A 20703-nucleotide genomic window follows, 5' to 3' on the forward strand; every position below is an offset into this window, starting at 1 on the left:
GGGCCGCGCCCTGGCGCGGGGGCGTGACCAGCGTCCCCCCACCCCCCCCCCCCCCCGGGGGCCCCCCCGCGGCCCCCCCGGGCGGCGCGGCCCCCCCCCCCGACCGACCCGGTCCGCTGTTCGGCGGCTCGACGCGCCCCGCAAGGGCGCGAAGCGGCTCGAAGCGGACCGGCCCGGTCCACCGAAGTACCCCGCCGTAACCGGCAGTTCACGCGGTACCCGGCAGTTCGCGCAGTACCCGGCCGTTCACGCGGTGCGCCGCGGTCCACGCGGCTCGCCGCGGCGCCGACAGACCAGTAGCAGCAGCAGTTCGACAGCACAGCAGCCAGGAGGCATTCCCATGCGCGCCATTCGTTTCGACAGCTACGGCGGCCCCGAGGTCCTGACCCTCGTCGAGGTGGAGATCCCCGAGCCCGGTGCGGGCGAGGTGTCGATCGACGTGGAGTACGCGGGCGTCAACTTCGCCGAGGTGATGTTCCGCCGCGGCCAGTTCCAGCCCGGTACCCCGCACGTCCCCGGCCTGGAGGTCACCGGGACCGTCCGCGCCGTCGGCGAGGGCGTCACCAACCTGCGCCCCGGCCAGCGGGTCTCCGCGATCACCCTGGCCGGCGGCGGCTACGCCGAGGTCGCGGTGGCCCGCGAGCGGCTGACCGTCGCCCTCGACGGCGAGCTGGACGCCATCCCCGGCCCGGTCGCGGCCGCCTTCCCCTGCAACCTGCCGGTCTCCTGGGCGATCCTGCACGACGTGGCCCGGGTCCGCGAGGGCGAGAGCGTCCTGGTGCTGGCCGGAGCCGGCGGCGTGGGCAGCGGCGCCGCGCAGATCGCCCGCAACCTGGGCGCCGGCGCCGTCTACGGCGCGGTGAGCACCGCCGACAAGGCCGCGTTCGCCAAGGAGAAGTTCGGCTACGACGAGGTGTTCACCTACGACGAGCTGGAGGAGCGCCTCGCCGAGGTGACCGGCGGCCGCGGCGTCGACATCCTGCTGGACTCCATCGGCGGCCCGCTGCGCGCCAAGGCCCTGGACCTGCTGGCCCCGCTCGGCCGCCACGTGGTCTTCGGCAACGCCTCGCAGCAGGACCACACCTACGAGGCCAACCAGATGTGGTACACCGCCAAGACGGTGGCCGGCTACAACATCGGCGGCCTCGCCGACCAGCAGCCCGACCTGGTCCACGGCCACCTGGTGGAGGCCGCCCGCCAGCTCGCCACCGGCGCCGTCCGGATCGAGACCACCGAACTCGCCCTGGAGGAGGCCGTCAAGGCGCACGAGATCCTGGAGGCCCGCGGCTCCACCGGCAAGCTCGTCCTGCGCGTCAAGGCCTGACACCCGGCCGCCCGTACCAAGGGCCGCCTCCGCCATCCGGCGGGGGCGGCCCTTCGGCGTTCCCGCGCGCGAGCCCGTCCGGAAGCCCGTCCGAAGGCCCGTTCGCCGGCCCGGCCGAAGGCCCACGCGGAACCGCCGTCCCGGGGTCCGTGAGCGCAACCCCCTTCTGGAGTCCTTCTGATCGCCTTTCGACACTCGGGCCGCGGCGGAGGCCCCGTGAAAGGTGGTTGGAAAGCGCACCGGTCTGGACTGGTCCCAGCCGGGGCCGCCCGGCGGAACCGGACCGGGACCACACCCCGGGCCGGGCGAAGGCGCACGACAGCACAGTGAACAGCACATGGGGGAGAGCGCAATGACGAAGACCCGGATCATGATCCGCACCGTGCTCGGCCTGGCGGCCGGCGCGATGGCGGTCGGGGTGGTCCTGGCGGTCGCCGGCCCGGGCAGCGGGTCGGTCGACGACACCCACTGGGGCATGGCGCACTCCTCGGCCGACACCCACTGGGGCGCGCCGGTGCCGGTCGCGGACGACACCCACTGGGGCGCGCCGGTCACCGACGACACCCACTGGGGTGTGACCGGGCCGGAGTTCGCCCCCGGCGAGTGAACGACCGGCGAGTGAACGACCGGCGAGTGAACGACCCGAGGGGTCGGGACCGATCGTCAACGGACACGGAGGAAAAGGTCATGGGCGGGACACGCCGGATGATGAAGCTGGGGGCGTTCATGCTCGTCCCCGGGTACCACGTCGCCTCCTGGCGGCACCCGGCGGCGCGGGCCGACGGCGGCCTGGACTTCGGCCACTACCGGGACCTGGTGCGCACGGCCGAGCGGGCCAAGTTCGACATGTTCTTCGTCGCGGACGGCGTAGGCATCCGCACGCCGTACCAGGACGCCGACGAACTCAGCCGCTGGGGCCGGTTCCTGCAGTTCGACCCGATCACCCTGCTGTCCGCGCTCTCGGTGCACACCGAGCGGATCGGCCTGGCCGCGACCGCCTCGACCACCTACAACGAGCCGTTCCACCTGGCCCGCAAGTTCGCCTCGATCGACCACCTGAGCGCGGGCCGGGCGGCCTGGAACATCGTGACCTCGGTGACCGACGCCGAGGCCCGCAACTTCAACCGGGACTCCCAGCCGGACCACGGCGCCCGCTACCACCGGGCCCGCGAGTTCATGGAGGTGGTCACCGGGCTGTGGGACAGCTGGGAGGACGACGCCTTCCTCTTCGACAAGGACGGCGGGCAGTTCTTCCGGCCGGAGAAGCTGCACGTACTCGGCCACAAGGGCGAGCACTTCTCGGTCGCCGGCCCGCTCAACGTGGCCCGCCCGCCGCAGGGTTACCCAGTGCTGATCCAGGCAGGCGCCTCCGCCGACGGCCAGGACTTCGCGGCCCGGTGGGCCGAGGTGATCTTCACCGCCAGCCAGACGCTGGAGGAGGGGCAGGCCTTCTACCGGGCGATGGGCGAGCAGGTCCGGGCACACGGGCGCGACCCGGAGCAGGTGAAGATCATGCCGGGGCTGTTCCCGGTGGTCGGCCGCACCCGCGCCGAGGCCGAGGACAAGTACGCCGTACTTCAGGAACTCGTCGACCCGGTGGTCGGGTTCGGCCTGCTCACCCAGCTGCTCGGCGACGTCGACGTCTCCGGCAGCCCGGTGGACGGCCCGCTGCCCGAACTGCCCGAGACCCAGGGCAGCACCAGCCGGCAGCGGCTGGTCTACGACAAGGCGCGGCGCGAGGGGCTGACCATCAAGCAGCTCTACCAGTCCGTCTCCGGCGGCCGCGGCCACCGGGTGCTGATCGGCACCCCGGAGGAGATCGCGGACGCGATGGAGGAGTGGTTCACCGGCGGCGCGGCCGACGGCTACAACGTGATGCCGCCGGTGCTGCCGGACGGCCTGACCGACTTCGCCGACCTCGTCGTCCCCGAACTCCAGCGCCGCGGCCTGTTCCGCACCGAGTACGAGGGCACCACGCTGCGCGAGAACCTCGGCCTGGACCGCCCCGCCCACGGCGCCGCCGCCCGCGCCGAGAACGTCTGAACAGCTCGCACGTCATCCGAGAACCCGAGGAGCATCCGAGCATGCCGTCACTGGCACGAGACCTCAGAGAGATCCCCCCCTCGCCCCTGGTCCAGGTCGAGGAACTGCTCAGCCGCAGCGGCGACCTGGCCCCGATCGGCCTGCACCAGGGCAAGACGGTCTTCGAGCCCTGCGCCCGCCCCCGGCCGTGGAACGCCGAGGAGTTCGCCACCGCCGCCCACCAGCACGCCCCGCCCGGCGGTGTCCGACAGCTGCGCGAGGCCTTCGCCGAGCACCTGGCGGCCCGCCGCGGCAGCCCGGTCGAGCCCGCGCAGGTGCTGGTCAGCAACGGCGGCACCCACGCCATCTCGGTGCTGCTGCACGCGATCCTGGGCCAGGGCGACGAGGTGCTGGTGCTGTCCCCGCAGTGGCTGTTCGCCACCGGCCTGGTGTGGGCGGCCGGCGGGGTGCCGCGCGAGGTGCCGGTCTTCCTGGAGCTCAGCGCCGACGCCGACTTCGACTTCCTGTCGGTGATCGAGCGGGCGGTGACCGACCGCACCCGGGCGATCTACTTCAACAACCCCAACAACCCGACCGGCTACCGCCTCAGCGAGGCCCAGCTGGCGGCGCTCACCGAGCTGGCCGAGCGGCACGACCTGTGGCTGATCGCCGACAACGCCTACGAGAACTACGACTTCACCCGGACCGGCTTCGTCGACCCGGCCACCGTCGGGCGGGCCGCCGAGCGCACCTTCTCGGTGTACAGCTGCAGCAAGACCTACGCGATGCCGGGCGCCCGGGTGGGCTTCCTGGTCTCGCCGCCCGGCCTGGCCGAGGCGCTCACCAAGTGGTCCCTGCACTCGCTCTACTCGGTCTCCACCGCGGCCCAGTTCGCCGCGTACGAGGCGCTGCGCACCCCGGCCGAGGAGCTCACCCGCCGCCGCGACCGGGCCGCCGCGGCCTGGTGGCTCGCGGACTCCAAGCTGGAGGTCCCGCACACCGCGGTCTCCGGCGGGCTGTACACCTTCCTCGACCTGGCCGCCTACGGCGACGGCGAACGCTTCGTCCGCCGCTGCGCCGAACTGGGCGTGGGACTGGCCCCCGGCCGGGTGTTCGGCGCCCACTGCGCCGACTGGGCCCGGCTCTGCTTCACCGCCGCCACGCCGCCGCTGGTGGCGGAGGCGATCGACCGCATCAACAAGATCTACGGGGAGGGCATCGATGAGCACTGACACGGTGGTCCTGGAGCATTCCGGCCTGGCTCCGTTCCTGCGCCGCTACGACGCGCCGTCGCGCGTCGGCCTCAAGGTCAACGCCTACCGGGGTTACGAGGTGGAGGGCCTGGCCCGGGCGCTGGAGGCGCCCGAACTGGCCGACTGCCCGCTGGAGTGCGTGATGGTCGGCGACTCCTACTTCATGACCCACCTGGGCCGCCCGAGCACCGCGCTGGCCGACGACGCCGAGCGCGAATGGGCGATGGCCACCCTGACCGGGCTGGTCGCCGAGGTGCGCGAGGCGATCGACGCGCACTTCCCGGCCCACCGCCGGCCCTTCCTGCTGGCCGACCTGCCGGACGGCGCGACCGCGAGCCCCGCGGCCGCCCTCGCCGCCGGCGAGCGGTTCCGGGCGGCGGGCGCCGACGCGGTGAAGGTCGAGCTGGCCGGCGACGGCGACCTCGACTGCCTGGAGGCGCTCGCGCGGACCGGCGGCACCACCCTCGGCCACCTCGGCTACACCCCGCAGCGCGGCGAGCTGAGCCGGCACGGCGACAGCGTCGAGGGCGCGGAGCGGATGTTCGCCCAGGCCCGCCGGGTGCGGGACGCGGGCGCGGCCGGCCTGATCGTCGAGATGGTCAGCGAGCCCGTCAACCGGGCGCTGAGCCGCCCGGACGCCGCCGGCATCCCGCTGTACTCGGTGTTCAGCGGCCGGGCCGAGTGGGGCGGACAGAGCCTCAACGTCTGGGACGCGGTGGTCCGCCCGGCCCGCGGCGGCCGGTTCTTCCCGCCGACCGCGGTGATCGAGGCCGCCGAGGCCCCGACCCGCTACACCCCGGACCTGATCGCGGACCGCCTGCGCGAGCTGATCGGGCTCACCCTGGACGGCAGCTTCCCGCTGTCGCCGCGCACCGTCCTGACCCCCGAGGAGACCGAGCGGATCTCCGCGACCGAGCCCTGGAGCGCCCGATGACGACCACCCTCCCGACCGGCCCCTCCTCCGGCACCGAGGTCTTCGACCAGCTGGAGTCCGCGATCCGCACCTACTGCCGGCGCTTCCCGGCGGTCTTCACCCGGGCCAGCGGGCACCGGATGTGGGACGAGGACGGCCGCGAGTACCTGGACTTCCTGTCCGGCGCCGGCGCGCTGAACTACGGTCACAACCCGGCCGACGCCCGCCAGGCACTGGTGGACTACCTGCTCGCGGACGGCCCGGTGCACGGCCTGGACCTGCACACCGGCGCCAAGCGCCGCTTCCTGGAGCGCTTCCAGGAGGTCGTGCTGGCCCCGCGCGGCCTCTCCTACCGGGTCCAGTTCACCGGCCCGACCGGCACCAACGCGATCGAGTCCGCGTTCAAGACGGCCCGCCGGGTCACCGGCCGCACCGACATCGTCGCCTTCACCGGCGGCTTCCACGGCCTCTCGCTCGGCGCGCTCGCCGCCTCCGCCACCGCCTTCAAGCGCGACGCGGCCGGCGTCCCGCTGGGCAACGTGGTGCGGATGCCGTACGAGGGCTTCGCCGGCGAAGGTGTCGACACCATCGACTACCTGACCCGGATGCTGGACGACCCGGGCAGCGGCATGGACAAGCCCGCGGCCTTCGTGGTGGAGACCGTGCAGGGCGAGGGCGGCCTGGCCACCGCGACCCCGGAGTGGCTGCGCCGGCTGGCGCAGGTCGCCCGGGAGCGGGACATCCTACTGATCGTCGACGACATCCAGGCCGGCTGCGGCCGGACCGGCACCTTCTTCAGCTTCGAGGAGTCCGGCATCACCCCGGACCTGGTGTGCCTGTCCAAGTCGATCAGCGGCTACGGGCTGCCGATGGCGCTGGTGCTGGTCAAGCCGGAGCTGGACCAGCTCGGCCCGGGCGAGCACAGCGGCACCTTCCGCGGCAACAACCTGGCCTTCGTCACCGCCGCCGCCGTCCTGGACCACTGGGCCGACCCGGCGTTCACCGAGGGCCTGGCCGCCCGGGTGAAGGTGCTGGACGGCCTGCTGGCCGACCTCGCCCGGCGCTTCGCCGCGCTCGGCTGCACCCCGCGCGGCCGTGGCCTGATCCGCGGCCTCGGCTTCACCGACCCCGCCCTCGCGGACAAGGTCTCGCGCGCCGCGTTCGCCGCCGGGCTGCTGGTGGAGACCACCGGTGCGCGCGGCCAGGTGCTCAAGATCATGCCGCCGATCGTGCTCGCCGAGGACCGGCTGACGCACGGCATCACGCTGCTCGCCGACGTCATCGACGCGGTGTCCCGCAAGGAGGAGGACCGATGACCGATCTGCTGCACGACCTCGACACCCCCGGCGCCCCGGAGGCCGCGGACGGGCCCGACGACCACGCCCACGGCATCGACGAGACGGTGCTGCGCCGGCTCGCCGCGTCCTGGCCGCGCCGCGCCACCGTCCGCACCGACCTGGACCGGATCACCGACCCGGACCCGGCGGAGTACGACGCCGCGCTGCCCGACTACCCCGAGCGGCTGCTGCCCTTCGCCGAGCACCCGCTCTGGCTGGCCGCCACCCCGGAGCAGCGGCGGACCGTGCAGACGCTGGCCTGGCTGGTCTACAACGAGCGGGTCATCGCGGCCGAGGAGTACGTCGCCAACCCGACCTTCGCGATGATCATGCACGGCGTCTTCCCCGGCGCCGACGGCGTGCACACCAAGCGGGCGGTGCAGCAGACCCACGTCGACGAGGTGTGGCACACCTACATGCACATGGTCGCCATGCAGCGCACCCGGGAGCTGCGCGAGGTGACCGCCGAGCCGGCCTACCCGCACACCGTCACCTACCGGCGGCTGCTGGAGGCCGAGGCCAAGGTCTCCGAGAAGTGGGAGCGCGACCTCCTCAAGCTGGTCTGGACGACCGTCTCGGAGATCAGCGTCAACGCCTACCTGGAGCTGCTCTCCCGGGACGAGACCGTCCAGCCGCTGCACGCGCTCGTGCCCCGGCTGCACGCCCGCGACGAGTCCGCCCACTCCTCCGTGATGGTCGAGGTCGCCAAGGGCCTCTACACCCACCTGAACAAGGAGCAGCAGCGGGCCTTCGTCGGCGCCCTGCCCGAGGCCCTGAACGCCTTCGTCGCCCAGGACTTCGCGGTCTGGCCGGGCATCCTCAAGCACGCCGGGTTCGAGCGGGCCGACGAGATCGTCGCGGACTGCCAACGGGCCGCGGGCAGCAACCTGCTGGTGCGCGACTTCTCCGGGATCCGCCGGATCGTGCGCGAGATGGAGCTGACCGAACTGGTCGACTTCGACTTCGGGGTCGAGTGATGCGGCGGCCGGTCGGTCTGCGGGAGCTCTCCGCCGAAGGGCGCCGACTGGCCCTGGCCGCACTCGTCCAGTCCCTGGGCATCGGCCTGTTCACGGCCAGCTCGATCGCCTGGTTCACCCGGCACGTCGGGCTGTCCGCCAACCAGGTGGCGACCGGCCTCGCGGTGGCCGGCGCCGCCGCCCTGGCCGGCTCGCTGCTGGCCGGGGTGCTCGCCGACCGGCACGGCGCCCGGCGGGTGCTCGCCACCGTGTACGCGGGGCGCGGACTCTGCTTCCTCGCCTTCGCGTTCGTGACGGACCTCTGGCAGTACCTGCTGGTCACCCTCTTCTCGGTGGCCTTCGACCGGGCCGGCCCGCCGGTGCTCCAGGCCCTGGTCGCGGCCGCGCTGCCGCAGCAGCGCGACCGCAGCCGGCTGCTCGGCCTGGTCAACGTGGTGCGCAACATCGGCCTGGGGCTCGGCGCCATGGCCGGCGGGGTGACGCTCACCCTCGACACCGTCGAGGCGTACCGGATCACCATGGTGCTGATCACCGCGGCGTTCCTGGGCGGCGCCGTCCTGGTCCTGCGGGTGCCCGCCCCGCCCCGACCGGCCGCCGCCGCCACCCCCGTCGGCGGCGGCCCCCGGGCCCTGCCGGACCGCCACTACCTGGCGCTGACCGGCCTGAACTTCCTGTTGTCCTTCTTCGACGTGCTGCTGCTGGTGGCGATGCCGGTCTGGGTGCTGGACCACACCACCGCCCCGCACGCCACGGTGTCGGTGCTGTACGCGCTCAACACCGTCCTGGTGGTGGTCGCCCAGCTGCCGGTGAGCCGGCTCGCCGACGAGGTACGGCGCAGCAGCCGGATGCTGCTGTGGGGCGGGATCGCGCTGGCCGCCTGCAGCCTGTGCTTCGCCGCGGCGGGCGCGGTGCACGGCGCGGCGTCCGTCCTGATGCTGGTGCTGGCGATCGTGGCGCTGTCGGTGGGCGAGGTGGTCAGCACCTCGGCCACCTGGAGCCTGTCCATCGAGCTCGCCCCGCCCGAGGCGCGCGGCCGCTACCTGGCCGTGTTCGGCCTCGGCCTGGCCGGCCAGCGGGTGCTCGGACCGGTGGTGGTCACCGGGCTGCTGCTCGGCTCCGGCGCGGTCGGCTGGATCGGCGCGGCCGCGGTGTTCGCGCTGACCGGCGCCGCGGCGGAGCGGGTCGCGCTCGCCGGGCACGCCAAACTCCCCGCCCGGGAAACCGAATTGACGACAACGTGATGGATGCGAACGTAGGGAGACCGACCATGCGGATCGGATTCGCCGGACTCGGGACGATGGGCGGCGGCATGTGCCGGCGCCTGGCCGAGGCCGGTTTCGAGGTGGCGGCCTTCGACCTGGACGCCGCCGCCGCCGAACGGGCGGCCGAGCAGAGCGGCATCACCGCCGCGGCCGCGCCCGCCGGCCTGGCCGCGCCGGTCGTGGTCACCATGCTGCCGGACGGCGCCGCCGTCCGGGCCGTCGCCGAGCAGCTGCTGCCGGCCATGGCGGCCGGCTCGGTGCTGGTCGACACCGGCTCCAGCGACCCGGCCGACACCCGGGAGCTGCGCGAACTGGCCGCCCGGTACGGCGTGCACGTGGTGGACGCCCCGGTCTCCGGCAGCCCCGCGGCGGCCCGCGGCGGCGAGCTGACCCTGATGGCGGCCGGCGACCCGCAGGCCCTCGACCTGGCCGAGCCGGCGCTCACCGCCCTCGGCCGGGTGTACCGGGTCGGCCCGTCCGGCGCCGGCCACGCGTTGAAGGCGCTGAACAACCTGCTGTCCTCGGTCAGCCTCGCCGCCACCGCCGAAGTCCTGCTCGCCGGGCGGGCGTTCGGCCTCGAACCGGCCGTCATGCTGGAGGTGGTGAACGCCTCCACCGGCCGCAACCACGCCTCCGAGACCAAGTTCCCGGCGCACGTGCTGACCGGCACCTTCGACTCCGGCTTCGCCCTGCGGCTGATGCTCAAGGACCTGCGGATCGCCGACCGGCTGCTGGCGGACGCCGGCGGCCGCTCCGACCTGGGCCGGGCCTGCCGGGCGCTCTGGGAGGACGCCCGGGAGAAGCTGCCGGAGCAGGCCGACAACGTCGAGCTGGTCCGCTGGCTGGAGTCCGAGGCCGGACGGGAGCTGCGGTCATGAGCGAGCGCACCAGCCCCGCCGAGGGCGCGCCCGCGCCGCGGATCGCCGTGATCGGCGGCACCCCCGCCACCCTGCGCAAGGTGCGCGCCGCGGGCTTCGAGATCGTCTGGGTGTACGGGCCGCAGGAGCTGGACCCGGCCGGCCTGGCGCACGTCGCCGAGGCCTACCTGACGGACTACCGGGAGCCCGCCGCCGTCGCCGAACTGCTCGCCACCGTGCACCGGTCCCGCCCGCTGGTCCGGGTGGTCTCGATCATCGAGGACGGCCTGGAGCCGGCCGCCGCCGCGACCACCCGGCTCGGCCTGCCCGGCAACGGGCTGGACCTCGTCCAGGTGCTCCAGGACAAGCTGGCCTTCCGCACCCTGCTCGCCGAGCGCGGCGTGGACGCCGTCGCGGCCCGGATCGGGCACGGCACCGAGGACATCCGCGCCTTCGTGGCCGAGCACGGCCCGACCGTGATCAAGCCGCGCTACGGCTCCGGCAGCCTCGGGGTGCGCTTCGTCGAGGACCTCGCCGCCGTCGACGAGGCGGGCGCCTGGGCGGCCGGCTTCGGACTGCACTCCTTCCTGATGGAGCAGTTCCTGTCGGGCACCGAGATCAGCGTGGAGACCTTCAGCTACGCCGGCCGGCACGTGGTGCTCGCCTTCACGGCCAAGGAGAAGCTCGCCTCCTTCGTCGAGGTCGGCCACACCCAGCCCGCCCCGCTGGAGGACGCCACCGCCCGCCGGGTCGAGGACCTGGTCTTCGCGATGCTCGACACCGTCGGCCTGGCCGACGGCCCCGCGCACACCGAGGTGATCCTCACCGAACAGGGGCCCCGGCTGGTCGAGTCGCACAGCCGGCGCGGCGGGGACCGGATCACCGACCTGGTGAAGGAGGTCTACGGGATCGACACCGACGCCCTGGCCTTCCTCTGGTACGCCGGGCGCACCGACCCGGTCCGGCCCGGGGAGCCGTCCTGCGGCGCCTCGATCCGCTTCCTGACCGCCGAACCCGGCGTGGTCGCCTCGGTCGAGGGCCTGGACGGGGTGCTCGCCGACCCGGCGGTCGTCGACGCCTCGGTGAGCGTCGCCCCGGGCGACACCGTGGTGCCGATCGCCTGGTCCTACGACCGCTGCGGCCTGGTGCTGGCCCGCGGCCGGGACGGCCGGGACGCGGCCGAGCGGGCGAGCGCCCTCGCCGCCCGGATCGCGATCCGGACCGCGCCCGCCGAGACCGGCCCGCCGGCCCGCACCCTGGCCACCATCGCGGCCCGCCCGGACCGGCTGGTCGGCGCCGCCCCGGCCCCCGGCCCGGGGGCCGCCGAGTGAGCGTCGACGCCAAGGAACTGCGCGCCGCGCTGCGCCCGCACGCGGCCGGGATCGCGGTGCTCACCGCGCCCGGGCCGGTCGGGGTGACGATCACCTCCTTCACCTCGGTCAGCGCCAGCCCGGCCCTGGTCTCCTTCGCCCTGGCGGAGACGTCCAGCACCTGGCCGCGGGTCCGGGACAGCGAGTGGTTCGGCGTCCAGATCCTCGGCGCCCACCAGCAGGAGCTGGCCCGGCTGTTCGCCACCCCGGGCGCCGACCGCTTCGGCCCGGACACCCGCTGGCACCCCGGGCCGCACCAGGTCCCGCTGCTCGACGGCTGCCTGAGCTGGCTGGTCTGCACCCGGCACGACGTCCGCACCCTGGGCGACCACCACGTGGTCACGGCCGCCGTCACGGAGGTCCGCCGGGGCACGCCGGGCGACAGCCTGGTCCACCTGCACGGCGTGATGCAGCCGGTGGCCCAGCCCGCCCTGGCCAGGAGCTGATCCCGGCACGGGAGTTGACCCCGGCACGGGAGTTGACCCCGGCACGGGAGTTGACCCCGGCGCGGGAGTAGAACCCCCGGCCGGGAGCCGGCCCCCGCCCACCATCCGACTGGAGGAGCAATGGAGACGGAAGCACGACCGCCGCAGCAGCCGGCCACCGGGGCGACCGCCCCGCACGCCCTGGTGCTGGTGGACAGCGACCACGCCGACACCCCGTACGACGTCTGGGCGGCCGAACTCGGCGTCCGGCTGACCCTGCTGGTCTCCGAGGAGAAGTACCCGCAGTACGCCCACCTGCCGGCCGCCCGGTCGATCTCCGGCTACCACGGCGGCAGTGAACTGGAGCGGGTGGCCATGGAGTTGGCCGACGAGGACTTCGCCGCGGTGATCGCCCGCGGCGAGCGGGACGTGCTGCGGGCCGCCCGGCTGCGCGAGCTGCTCGGCCTGCCCGGCCAGCACTGGGACAGCGCCCTGGCCTTCCGCGACAAGGTCCTGATGAAGACGATGCTGCGCGAGAAGGGCCTGGACGTACCGGAGTTCGCGCCGGTGCGGGTCGCCCTCGACCTGTTCGGCTTCCTCCGCGAGCACGGCTACCCGGTGGTGGTGAAGCCCGCCCTGGGCTCCGGCTCCAAGGGCACCGTCGTGCTGCGCGACGAGGCCGACCTCACCGAACTGCTCGCCGGGGGCCTGCCGGACCACGCCGAGGTGGAGCGCTTCGTCGACGGCCGGATGTACGTCGTCGACGGCCTGGTCACCGAGGGCCGGTTGGCCGCCGTGTTCGTCTCGCACTACCTCAACGACTGCCTCACCTTCCACTCCGGCGGCTACCTCGGCTCGGCCCAGATGAACCGCGGCGAGCCGCTGGTGGACCGTCTGATCGAGTACGCCGAGACCGTGCTCACGGTGCTGCCCACCCCCGACTGCACCAACTTCCACCTGGAGGTCTTCCTCACCCCCGACGACCGCCTGGTGCTCTGCGAGGTGGCCAGCCGGACCGGCGGGGCCCGCACCACCGGGGCGATCCGCGCCGCCACCGGCTTCGACCTGGACCAGCGCTGGTTCGCCGCCCAGCTCGGCGAGCGGATCCCCCGGGCCGAGGAGCTGCGGGCCGTGCCGCCGGGCGGCTCCGGCGGCTGGGTGCTGTTCTACCCCGGGCAGGGCCGGCTGACCGGGCTGCCGCAGGACCCGCCGTCCTTCGTGGTCGAGGAGCGGATCAAGGGCACGGTCGGACACCGCTACCACGGCGGCGAGAAGTCCGGGGACTACCTCGGCGGCTATGTGATCATTGGCCGGGACGCGGCCGAAATCGCCGCCAACGCCGATGAGTTGGCCGCATGGTACGCGAACGGGATCAGCTGGGAGGAGTAGGAGTCGATGGACGAGCGGTACATCGTGATCGGCGCCGGGGCGGTCGGCGGCGTGGTCGGCGCGCGGCTGCACCGGGCCGGGCGGCAGGTGGTCCTGGTCGCGCGCGGCGAGCACGGCACGGCGCTGCGCGAGCACGGGCTGACCGTGCACGGCCCGGCGGGGGCGGACACCGCCCGGATCCCGGTGGCCGCCGGTCCGCAGGAGGTCGAGCTGCGCGAGGGCGACGTCCTGCTGCTGGCCGTCAAGACCCAGGACACCGCGGCCGCGCTGGCCGACTGGGCCGACCGCCCGGTCGGCCCGGCCGGTGCCCGGGCCGGCGCCCGGCTGCCGCTGGTCTGCCTGCAGAACGGGGTGGAGAACGAACGGCTGGCGCTGCGGCACTTCCGCCGGGTGTACGGCGCCATGGTCGTGCTGCCGGCCGCCTTCCTCACCCCGGGCGAGGTGCGCACCTGGTGCGGGCCGCGCACCGGCGCCCTGGTCCTGGGCCGTTACCCGGACGGCGTCGACGACACCGTCCGGGAGATCGCCAGGGACCTGCACCTGGCCGACTTCCGGGCCGTGCTGGACGAGGACGTGCTGTATTGGAAGTACGGCAAGCTGGTCGACAACCTGGCCAACGCCGTCGACGCGTTGTGCGGGCAGCGGCCCGGGGCCGAATCCGCGGAGCTGGCCGCCCGGGCGCGGGCCGAGGCCGTCGCGGTGCTGGAGCGTTCGGGCATCGCGTTCGCGACGCCCGAGGAGCTGACCGAACTGCGCCTCGGCGCGGTCGAGCGCCGGCCGTCGGACCCGGGGGCCGGGCACGGCTCGACCTGGCAGAGCCTCAAGCGGGGCGGCCGGTCCGCCGAGGTGGACTACCTGAACGGGGAGGTCGTGCTGCTGGGGCGCGGCTGCGGGGTGCCGACGCCGGTCAACGAGCTGCTCCAGGAGCTGGTGCACCGGTGGGTGCGGGAGCGCCGCGAGCCCGGCAGCCTTGCCGTGGCGGAGCTGGCCGAGCTGATCGGGCGGGCGGCGGACGAACAGCCCCTCGCGGCGGGGCAGTAGGCAGGGCAGTCGGCAGGGACCGGGCCGGGCGGTGGTCCGGCCGTCAGCAGCGGTCCGGGCGGCTCCCCAGGCGCAGCGCCGGTCCGGCCTCGGCGGCCGGTTCGGGGCTGCGCCGGGCCTCGGCCAGCAGGTCCTCGGTGCGCTCCAGCCAGGGCTTGGAACCGAGTTCGGTGAACAGCGTCCGGCAGGCCTTGAGGTGCCCGGCGGCCTGGGCGCGGTCGGCCCGGCGGAGCGCGATCTCGGCCAGCGCGTAGCGCGAGCGGCCCTCCACGGCCCGCTCGCCGACCTGCCGGGACAGCTCCAGCGCCCGGGTCAGGGTGTCCACCGCGCCGTCCAGCCGGCCCTCCCGGCGGTGCACCGTGCCGAGGCCGTGCAGCGCGTAGGCCTCGCCGATCCGGTCGCCGCCGGCCCGGACGATCCGCAGCACCTCCCGCAGGGCGTCCTCGGCCAGGTCCGTCCGCTCGGCCGACAGGTGCAGCTCGGCGAAGCGTTGCAGCACCTGGGCCTCCACCCGGACGCAGTGCTCCGCCCGGCAGATCACCAGGGCCTGTTCCAGCAGGGTGCGGGCCTGCTCGGGCCGGCCCGCCGTCATCCACCAGCCGGCCAGGCTGCGCAGGATGTGGGCCTCGCCGATCCGGTCGCCGACCAGCCGCATCACGGTCAGCGCCTCGTCGTACTTCTCCCGCATCGCCAGGTCGTCGCCGCGCACCCCGTCCAGGAAGGCGTCGTTGCGCAGCACCAGGGCCCGGCCGTGGTCGTGCCCGGCCGCCTCGAAGAGCTCCCGGGCGAGCGCGAAGTGCTCCTGGGCCTGCTCGTGCCGGGTCTGGAACATGTGCAGGGTCCCGAGCGAGTAGAGCATCGCGGCCCGGCCGACCGTGTTGCCCGCCCGGACGGCCGCCTCCTGGGCCAGTCGGGAGGTCTCCTCCCAGTCGTCGAAGTGCCCCTTGGCCTCGAACAGGGTGACCGAGGTGAGCGCGAGGTCCCAGCAGAGTTCGTCCAGCCCGGCCGCGGCGGCCTGCCGTACGGCCGTCACCAGGGCCAGCCGCTCGGTGTCCCAGCCGTCCACCCCGGTCCCGGCCGCGCCGGAGCGGCCCTCCAGCGGCGGCCGCCAGCGTTCGGCCGTGCCGTGGATGACGGTGTAGTCGCCGCCGTACTCCCGGCGGTGGGCGTCCTCGGCCAGGGCCAGCCAGCCGCCCAGCATCCGGGTCAGCGCGGCCTCCCGCTCGGCCGCGTCCTCGGTGGCCACCAGCTGCTCGTGGGCGTAGGCGCGGACCAGGTCGTGGAAGCGGTAGCGCGGCCCCGGCTGGTTCGGGTACTGGACGATGTCCATCACCTGGGCCTCGACCAGCAGGTCGAGGGTGTCCTCGGCGGTGTACGGGTCGCAGTCCAGCAGCGCCGCCGCGATCCAGGCGGGCGCGTCCGGCAGCTGGACCAGGGAGAACAGCCGGAACAGCCGCTGCGCCGAGGGCGGCAGGGCGCGGTAGGTGAGGCTGATGGTGGAGCGCAGTTCGAGGCCGTGGTGGCTGAGCTCGTCCAGCCGGCGGCGCTCGTTGCGCAGCCGCCGGACCAGCCGCTCCACCGGCCAGTGCGGGTGCGAGGCCAGCCGGGCGCCGGCGATCCGCAGCGCCAGCGGCAGCCCGTCGCACAGGTGCACCAGCTCGACGGCGGTGTCCAGTTCGGCCTGGACCCGCGGTCTGCCGATGATCCCGGCGAGCAGGTCCAGCGCGTTGGACATGTCGAACACCTCGACGTCCACCCGGTGGATCCCCGGGACGCGGGACAGCCGGACCCGGCTGGTCGCGAGCACCGCGCAGCTCGCGCTGCCCGGCAGCAGCGGCGTCACCTGCTCCGCGCTGGTCACCCCGTCCAGGACCACCAGGACCCGGCTGTCGGCCAGCCGGCTGCGGTACATCTCGGCCCGCTCCTGGGGGTCCTCCGGTATCGCCTTGGCCGGCACCCCGACCGCCCGCAGGAAGCGGGCGAGCAGCGTCCCGGTCCGGCCCTCGCCGCCCTCGCCGGGGGCGCCCGGCTCGGTGGTCGGGGTGTGCAGGTCGGCGTAGAGGTGGCCGTCCGGGAAGTGGGCGCCGGCCTCGTGCGCGGCGCGCACCGCCAGCGCGGACTTGCCGACCCCGCCCGGGCCGCAGATGTTGACGATCGGCACCGCGTAGCCGGGGGCCTGGGTGCCGGCGTAGGGCACGATCAGCTTCTTGATCTCGTCGAGCTGGCTCCGGCGGCCGATGAAGTCGCTGATGCTGGCCGGGAGTTGGCGGGGGGTGAGGCGGAAGGCGGTCTCGGCGGCGGGGTGTGCCGGGTGCGTGGTGAGAGTGGCCTGGACGGTGTGGGTGGTGTGGGTGGCCTGGACGGTGTGGCCGGGGTGGCTGGTGTGGCTGGTGTGGCTGGTGTGGCCGGGGTGGCCGGGGTGCGCGGCGGGGGCGGCGGGAGCCGTGGGTGCGGGCGGGGGAGCGGAGGACGGGTCCGCCGTGCCCCGGTCGGCGGGCGGCGGCGACAGCGGCGCCACGGACACCAGGGGCACCGGGGGTACGGGCGCCGGTGCGGGGGCGAGCGGCGGTGCGGCCGGGTCGGCGGCGGTGTGCCGGGCGTGCCCGTCGCGGTGCCCCGGCAGGTCCAGCCCGGGGGACTGGCACAGGATCGCCCGCTCCAGCTCCCGCAGCTCCTGGCCCGGTTCGATGCCGATCTCCTCCACCAGGGCCCGGCGCGCCCGCTGGAACGCCTCCAGCGCGTCCGCCTGCCGGCCCGAGCGGTACAGCGCCAGCATCAGGTGCCCGTACAGCCGCTCCCGGAGCGGGTGGCGGGCGGTCAGCGAGGCGAGTTCGGCGCCCAGCTCGCCGTGCCGGCCGAGCAGCAGGTCCAGCCGGACGCGTTCCTCCAGGACGGTCAGCCGCCGGTCGTCCAGATGGGTCGCGGCCCGCTGGGCCAGCTCGCCGGGCACCCCGTCCAGCGCCGGTCCGCGCCACAGGGCCAGCGCCTCGCGCATGGTGGCGGCCGCCCGTTCGATGCGGCCCGCGCTGCCCTCCTCCCGGGCGAGCGCGACCAGCCGCTCGAACTCCAGGCCGTCCACGTCGGCGGGCTCCAGCTCCAGCGCGTAGCCGGGGGAGCGGGTGGTGATCGCCTCCGGCCGGCCGGCCTGGGTGAAACGTTTGCGCAGGGTGGAGACGGCGACCTGGATCTGTCCGCGGGCCGTGGTCGGCGGTGCGTCCCCCCACACCGCGTCGATCAGCTGTTCGGTGGAGACGGTCCGGTCGACGTTCAGTCCGAGCATCGCCAGGACCACCCGCTGCCGCGGGCCCCCCAGGTCCAGCGAGCGCCCCTCATGGACCAGTTCGACCGACCCCAGCAGCCGTAGCAGCATGCCTTCCTCCCCGTCAACCGAAACGCGCTCAGCGTATTGGTATACACCAGATTCCCCCGTGGACACTACAGTCACAGCATTAACCGGACAGTCCGTGCGGGAGGTTTCTGTACGCCCGGCGAATTCTCGCCATAACCCCCGCGCTATCGTACGTGATCCTGGGCTGACCATGGCTGACGCAGATGCTTCGTACACGTGCCGGCTTCGTCGGGGCGTCCGGACGGATTCTCCGGGGCGGGGCCCCCGGCGGATGGCCCCGGAATTGTTTTTGGACATTCGGGAGCGGCCCGCCGGGCCCCTGAACCGGCCGCGCCGCACGGCCCGTTCGACGCGCCCCGAACGGGCCCTCAGGTTACGGTGACCGGACCGGACGGGGCCGAACGGAGGAGGGCGGGCCGATGGCGGGCGGGTCGAAGTCGACGGCGAGCGGGTCGGTGAAGGGCGTGGCGGACGTGGAGGGCGTGGGGGACGTGGCGGACGTGGTGGACCGGCGCCGGCCGCGCCGACTCGCGCGGCTCGCCCTGCTGTGCGCACTGGCCGCCGTGGTCGTGCTCGCCTTCACCGGCCCGCACGGGCCACTGGTGCTGCTCGCCGAGTTCGTCGGCCTGGTGGTCACCGCCGTCGGCGTCTGGTGGGCGATCACCCGGCGGGCCCTGTGGCGGCTGATCGGCGCGCTCCTGGCCGTCGCCGCGCCGGCCGCCGGCGTCCTGCTCGCCTACGACGCCGGGGTGCTGGCGCTCACGGTGGCCGCCGTGGCCCTCTGGCTCGCCGCCCTCGCCTGCGGCCGGGCCGCGCTGCGCGCCGCCCGGCCGCCGCGCCCGATGCCCGCCCGGGAGACCCCGCCGCCGCGGCAGCCCGTCCTGATCATGAACCCGAAGTCCGGCGGCGGGAAGGTCGAACGCTTCGACCTGGTCCGGCGCGCCGAGGAACTGGGCGCCCGGGTGGTGCTGCTCGACACCTCCGCCGAGCAGGACGTCGCCGAACTCGCCCGCCGGGCCATCGCCGACGGCGCCGACCTGCTCGGCGTGGCCGGCGGCGACGGCACCCAGGCCCTGGTCGCGGCCGTCGCCGCCGAACACGGCCTGCCGTTCCTGGTCGTCTCCGCCGGGACCCGCAACCACTTCGCGATGGACCTCGGCCTCGACCGCACCGACCCCGCCACCTGCCTCGACGCCCTCCGCGACGGCGTCGAACTCACCGTCGACCTGGGCCGGGTCGGCGACCGGACCTTCGTCAACACCGTCTCCTTCGGCGCCTACGCCGAGATCGTGCAGAGCCCCGAGTACCGCGACGCCAAGACCGCCACCGCCCTCGGCGCCCTGCCCGACCTGCTGACCGGCGAGGCCGGGCCCACGCTCACCGCCCGCGCCGACGGACACCGCATCGACGCCCCGCAGGCCCTGCTCGTCAGCAACAACCCGTACGCCGCCCCCGACCCCGTCGACCTCGGCCGCCGCCCCCGGCTGGACGAGGGCCTGCTGGGCGTGGTCGGCGTCCGGGTCGACGGCGCCGCCCAGGCCGCCGAACTCGTCCTGCTCGGCGAGCGGGCCGCCGCACTGACCCTGCTCTCGGCACGGCAGGTCACCGTGCACGCCGACGTCCCCGAGATCGCCGTCGCCGTCGACGGCGAGGCGCTGACCCTGCCGACCCCGGTGGTCTGCACCCTGCGGCACCGCGCCCTGCGGGTCCGCGTCCCGCGCGAGCGCCCCGGCGCCGACCCGGCCCAGCGGGCCCACGCCCACCCGCTGGACTGGCGCGACGTCACCCGGCTGGCCCTGTCCGGGGCGGGCACGCACCCGGCGCAGGCCGCCCGGCCCACCGGGAGCCACCGGTGACCGGCCCGGTCCTGCGCGACCTCACCGCACTCGACGCGGCGCTCTACGCCGCCGTCGCCGCCACCGACACCCCCGCCCTCGACTCCGCCCTGCGCACCCTCTCCGCAGCCGCCGACCACTCGAAGATCAACCTCTCCGTCGCCGCCACCCTGGCCCTCGTCCCCGGCCGCTGCCGCCGCGCCGGGCTGACCGGCGCGGCCGCCGTCGCCCTCGCCTCCTTCACCGCCAACGTCCTCGGCAAGCAGCTGGTCCGCCGGCCCCGCCCGGACCGGGAGGCCGCCCGGGTGGTGCTGGGCCGGCACGTCCCGATGCCGGCCAGCGCCTCCTTCCCCTCCGGCCACACCGCCTCCGCCTTCGCCCTGGCCACCGCCGTCGGCACCCTGCTGCCCGCCACCGCCGCCCCGCTCGGCCTGCTCGCCGCCGCCGTCGGCTACTCCCGGGTGCACACCGGCGTCCACTACCCGGGCGACGTCCTGGCCGGCGCCCTGGTCGGCACCCTGCTGGGCAGCACCAGCGCCGGGATCGTGCTCGCCGCCGGGCGGCGGACGCCGTAGGGCCGATCCCTCGGACCGGGGGAGGGGACCACCGATGCCGCACCGCAGCCTGGGAGTTGACGGCAAGGTCACCGCCCTCGGCCGCAGCAACCACCGCACCGCCGACCCCGCGGACCAGCGCCACCGCCTGGACACCGCGGACAGCTGACCGGCGCAGCTGGGCGCCGTGCCCCGTGTCGGGCCGCCGGGCCGTCAGTGCCGCCCGGTCCCCGTGGCGGGGCGCCGCACCGGGAACGTCCACCGCCGCCGGCCGGCCGGGCTGCCCCCGGCACCCGTCGTACGGACCCCGTGCACCCGGCGGCGGGCTTGCTCGGCGAGCCCGCGGGTGTCCGCCGTGGTCCGGTCGAGGGCGGTCGCGACCAGGTCGACGTGCAGGCGGAACACCTCGTGCAGTACGAAGGCGACCCGCTCGGCGGGGGCCAGCGCGTCCAGCGCGGCCAGCAGCGCGGGCCCGACCGACCCGTCCGACGGCACCGGGCGCGCGGGCCCGGCCACCGCCTCCGGCACCCGCCGCGGCCGGGCGTCCCGCGAACCCAGCAGCCCCAGGCAGACCCGCCCGGTCACCGTGGTCAACCACTCGGCGAGGTCCGCCACCTCCTCCGGATCGATCCGGCCGAGCCTGACCCACACCTCCCGCACCGCGACCTCCGCCTCCGCGTGCGAGCCCAGTAGCGGGTACGCGAGGGCCCTCATCCGCGGCCTCAGGTGCTCGAACTGGCCTGCCTGCCGGTCCTGCTCGGGCACGGTCGCACTCCTCGACTCCGGAGGGTTCGT

The 20703-nt window shown here is 75.0% G+C and carries 17 protein-coding genes; 15 read left to right on the top strand and 2 right to left on the bottom strand.

Going from position 1 to position 20703, the window contains the following annotated elements; genetic code table 11:
* The first annotated feature begins 340 nt into the window (after positions 1-340).
* The 13 genes from ACFV8H_RS05145 to ACFV8H_RS05205 all read left to right on the top strand — a co-directional run bounded on the left by ACFV8H_RS05145 (position 341) and on the right by ACFV8H_RS05205 (position 14170).
* The gene (locus ACFV8H_RS05145; protein ID WP_380396587.1) at positions 341-1324 is read left to right on the top strand and encodes a zinc-binding alcohol dehydrogenase family protein; all 984 of its coding nucleotides are present in this window, start codon (positions 341-343) and stop codon (positions 1322-1324) included.
* 352 nt (positions 1325-1676) lie between these two features.
* A complete protein-coding gene (locus ACFV8H_RS05150; RefSeq protein WP_375887298.1) occupies positions 1677-1931 on the top strand; it encodes a hypothetical protein in 255 nt (84 codons plus the stop codon).
* A gap of 80 nt (positions 1932-2011) precedes the next feature.
* Positions 2012-3367 carry an LLM class flavin-dependent oxidoreductase gene (locus tag ACFV8H_RS05155; RefSeq protein ID WP_380396588.1) on the top strand — a complete coding sequence of 452 codons (1356 nt, stop codon included), beginning with the start codon at positions 2012-2014 and terminating at the stop codon, positions 3365-3367.
* Between the two features lie 41 nt (positions 3368-3408).
* The gene (locus ACFV8H_RS05160) at positions 3409-4578 is read left to right on the top strand and encodes a pyridoxal phosphate-dependent aminotransferase (protein ID WP_375887303.1); all 1170 of its coding nucleotides are present in this window, start codon (positions 3409-3411) and stop codon (positions 4576-4578) included.
* The gene (locus ACFV8H_RS05165; protein WP_380396589.1) at positions 4568-5533 is read left to right on the top strand and encodes a 3-methyl-2-oxobutanoate hydroxymethyltransferase; all 966 of its coding nucleotides are present in this window, start codon (positions 4568-4570) and stop codon (positions 5531-5533) included. The genes ACFV8H_RS05160 and ACFV8H_RS05165 overlap by 11 nt, the downstream gene beginning before the upstream one ends.
* Positions 5530-6828: a diaminobutyrate--2-oxoglutarate transaminase gene (gene ectB / locus ACFV8H_RS05170; RefSeq protein ID WP_375887307.1), complete on the top strand. Its 1299-nt coding sequence runs from the start codon at positions 5530-5532 to the stop codon at positions 6826-6828. The genes ACFV8H_RS05165 and ectB overlap by 4 nt, the downstream gene beginning before the upstream one ends.
* On the top strand, positions 6825-7826 hold the full coding sequence (locus tag ACFV8H_RS05175; RefSeq protein ID WP_380396590.1) for a diiron oxygenase: 1002 nt from the start codon (positions 6825-6827) through the stop codon (positions 7824-7826). Before ectB ends, ACFV8H_RS05175 begins: the two co-directional genes overlap by 4 nt.
* A complete protein-coding gene (locus ACFV8H_RS05180) occupies positions 7826-9067 on the top strand; it encodes an MFS transporter (protein ID WP_380396591.1) in 1242 nt (413 codons plus the stop codon). The genes ACFV8H_RS05175 and ACFV8H_RS05180 overlap by 1 nt, the downstream gene beginning before the upstream one ends.
* Positions 9068-9093: 26 nt before the next feature.
* On the top strand, positions 9094-9966 hold the full coding sequence (locus tag ACFV8H_RS05185; protein WP_380396592.1) for an NAD(P)-dependent oxidoreductase: 873 nt from the start codon (positions 9094-9096) through the stop codon (positions 9964-9966).
* Positions 9963-11276: an ATP-grasp domain-containing protein gene (locus ACFV8H_RS05190; RefSeq protein ID WP_380396593.1), complete on the top strand. Its 1314-nt coding sequence runs from the start codon at positions 9963-9965 to the stop codon at positions 11274-11276. The genes ACFV8H_RS05185 and ACFV8H_RS05190 overlap by 4 nt, the downstream gene beginning before the upstream one ends.
* Positions 11273-11761, top strand: coding sequence for a flavin reductase family protein (locus tag ACFV8H_RS05195; RefSeq protein ID WP_380396594.1), 489 nt, complete (start codon positions 11273-11275; stop codon positions 11759-11761). Before ACFV8H_RS05190 ends, ACFV8H_RS05195 begins: the two co-directional genes overlap by 4 nt.
* Before the next feature lie 120 nt (positions 11762-11881).
* Positions 11882-13129, top strand: coding sequence for an acetyl-CoA carboxylase biotin carboxylase subunit family protein (locus tag ACFV8H_RS05200; RefSeq protein WP_380396595.1), 1248 nt, complete (start codon positions 11882-11884; stop codon positions 13127-13129).
* Positions 13130-13135: 6 nt separating this feature from the next.
* The gene (locus ACFV8H_RS05205; protein ID WP_380396596.1) at positions 13136-14170 is read left to right on the top strand and encodes a ketopantoate reductase family protein; all 1035 of its coding nucleotides are present in this window, start codon (positions 13136-13138) and stop codon (positions 14168-14170) included.
* 43 nt (positions 14171-14213) lie between these two features.
* Here the strand turns inward: ACFV8H_RS05205 and ACFV8H_RS05210 are convergent, their stop codons facing one another.
* Complete coding sequence (locus ACFV8H_RS05210; protein ID WP_380396597.1) at positions 14214-17540, bottom strand: BTAD domain-containing putative transcriptional regulator; 3327 nt, start codon at positions 17538-17540, stop codon at positions 14214-14216.
* A gap of 398 nt (positions 17541-17938) precedes the next feature.
* On the opposite strand from ACFV8H_RS05210, the gene ACFV8H_RS05215 reads away from it, so the two are divergent.
* Together ACFV8H_RS05215 and ACFV8H_RS05220 are read left to right on the top strand one after the other, a co-directional pair.
* Positions 17939-19375: a diacylglycerol/lipid kinase family protein gene (locus tag ACFV8H_RS05215; RefSeq protein WP_380396598.1), complete on the top strand. Its 1437-nt coding sequence runs from the start codon at positions 17939-17941 to the stop codon at positions 19373-19375.
* The gene (locus ACFV8H_RS05220) at positions 19372-19929 is read left to right on the top strand and encodes a phosphatase PAP2 family protein (RefSeq protein ID WP_380396599.1); all 558 of its coding nucleotides are present in this window, start codon (positions 19372-19374) and stop codon (positions 19927-19929) included. The genes ACFV8H_RS05215 and ACFV8H_RS05220 overlap by 4 nt, the downstream gene beginning before the upstream one ends.
* Before the next feature lie 192 nt (positions 19930-20121).
* On the opposite strand, the gene ACFV8H_RS05225 is transcribed toward ACFV8H_RS05220, so the two are convergent.
* Complete coding sequence (locus tag ACFV8H_RS05225; protein WP_380396600.1) at positions 20122-20673, bottom strand: hypothetical protein; 552 nt, start codon at positions 20671-20673, stop codon at positions 20122-20124.
* Positions 20674-20703: the final 30 nt, after the last annotated feature.

This window comes from Kitasatospora sp. NPDC059827, assembly GCF_042731675.1.
Lineage (GTDB): Bacteria > Actinomycetota > Actinomycetes > Streptomycetales > Streptomycetaceae > Kitasatospora.